The organism is Rubrivirga sp. (assembly GCF_049648075.1).
Lineage (GTDB): Bacteria > Bacteroidota > Rhodothermia > Rhodothermales > Rubricoccaceae > Rubrivirga.
This window is the reverse complement of the sequence record NZ_JBARYR010000153.1, coordinates 1-1,680: the sequence shown is the minus strand read 5'-3', so window position 1 is coordinate 1,680 and position 1,680 is coordinate 1. Positions and strand designations below refer to the sequence as shown.

General features: G+C 63.4%; 3 protein-coding genes. 2 read left to right on the top strand and 1 reads right to left on the bottom strand.

Annotation, left to right across the window (positions count from 1 at the left end; all coding sequences use genetic code 11):
• The first annotated feature begins 247 nt into the window (after positions 1-247).
• A complete protein-coding gene (locus WBA11_RS04295; protein ID WP_424519490.1) occupies positions 248-712 on the top strand; it encodes a hypothetical protein in 465 nt (154 codons plus the stop codon).
• 17 nt (positions 713-729) lie between these two features.
• On the opposite strand, the gene WBA11_RS04290 is transcribed toward WBA11_RS04295, so the two are convergent.
• On the bottom strand, positions 730-1,398 hold the full coding sequence (locus tag WBA11_RS04290) for an NAD(P)-dependent oxidoreductase (RefSeq protein WP_424519489.1): 669 nt from the start codon (positions 1,396-1,398) through the stop codon (positions 730-732).
• Positions 1,399-1,563: 165 nt separating this feature from the next.
• On the opposite strand from WBA11_RS04290, the gene WBA11_RS04285 reads away from it, so the two are divergent.
• Positions 1,564-1,680 (top strand): NAD(P)-binding protein (locus tag WBA11_RS04285; RefSeq protein ID WP_424519491.1); only part of this gene is annotated, 117 nt, incomplete at its 3' end.

The following is a 1,680-nucleotide window of genomic DNA, read 5'->3' as shown; positions in this document are numbered from 1 at the left end:
GCACAGAATGCGGAACGGCGGATCGGACACGTCCTCCATCGGGGCGAGGAGGAGCGGTTTGGTTCCGAGGTCGATGTCGGCGATGCGCATGTCGAAACCTACAGCGCCCGGTTAGCGCCGTCGAGGGCCGGCGACAGGTTTCGCGCCGTCCTCGAGGACGCAGGCGGTGCAGACTAAAAAAGGCCACGCTCATCTGTATACTTATGGCCGTGCCTGCCTATCCACCGAGATGACCTTTCGCGCCTGTGTGGCACTTATCACCTTTGCTTCTTTAGCTGGCTGCTATGTCGGCTCGGATTCGGAACGGATCGGCTACGAGAGTCCACGGGAGTTGGTTGACGCGATGCTGGACGAAACCATCGAGGACGTACTCCCGACCGTCACCCCTCGGCCAGAGCTTGTCGCGCGTGCGACAGCAAGCACCGGGCAGAACATGGAGTACTACGAATACGTGCCCGCTGACTACGACGGCCCTGGAAACGCACTAGCGAACCTCACGTTCGCAGACAGCATCCTCGTGGGTGTCGGATCTACGACGTATGCGCCGATGCCAACATCATTTTGGAGGCGGGCTCTCCATGATTTGTTTGGCGGAGGGAGATTTGACGAACGATCGTCGTCAGAGAGAATGGAACGGTGCGTGGAAGCAATGGAGACGGCCACGCTCATCGACGGCCCCACTTACAGCAGTATCCGGCTTTCGTCCTGCTAGCGTCCGCCATCCAGGACCTATCGCCGCCCCAGCGCTGACGGCGTCCGGCATCCCACAATTACTGGCACTTTGTGAACCAACGACTCGTCCTCGAGGGCGGCGACCATGAACAGCGCGAAGTCAGAGCGGCGCGTCCGGTTGCTCGCCAAGACGGAATCGCCGACGTGCTCGCTCCACACCGGGAGCCCGTGCCCGTCGCCGTCCTCGAGGTCGCTGCCGCGGACGACAGTCCATCGCGTGTCGCTGGCGAAAATGCGACGGCACGCCTCGACCTGGTCGTCGATGTCTGCGATCCGAAGCAGCTTGCCGATCGCGACCTGCGCTTTTAGTGTCCACGAGTACACGTCCTGACCATCGAGGCTGATGTGCCACCCGCACGAGAACACCAGCCGCGCATCCGGCTCGGCCGCGTCGAGGACGGCCTGCACAGTCCCGGTCGAGTACCCCTGCCTCCCCCACGGGACGAGGACCGCCAACACGCCGTCGCACCCGGCCGCCGCGTTGCGGACGACCTCGAGGTCGTTCGTCGGTCCGGGCACGATGGTGATGCGGTCCCGGTACGCGTCCAGCTTTCCAACGCTCTGCTCCCGGCATACGCCGACCACCTCGTAACCGGCCTCGAGGGCGTGCCCGACCATGTGACGTCCGAGCTTTCCCGATGCGCCGACGATGCAAACTCGGTTCATGCCACTGCGGTTGAGATCTGTCAGGAAGTCGCTACCTGTCTGATCAGGGTAACCCGAGCACGAAGGCTCGCCCTCGAGGGCGATATCCGGCGCCTCTTCATGGCCCCTTCCGCGTCTCCTGATGGGGGTCGGTCGTAATGACGGACACGCAACGTCCTCGACGCCATGAACAGAAAGTCAGCCATCGTCATCGGATCCGGAATCGGAGGGCTCGCGTGCGCGATCCGGCTCCAAAGCCTGGGGTTCGACACCACCATCGTCGAGGCGCTCGACGCGCCCGGA

Coding starts and splice junctions, on each gene's coding strand:
- WBA11_RS04290 (WP_424519489.1), bottom strand. CDS start 1,398: ATGAACCGAGTTTGCATCGTCGGCGCATCGGGAAAGCTCGGACGTCAC.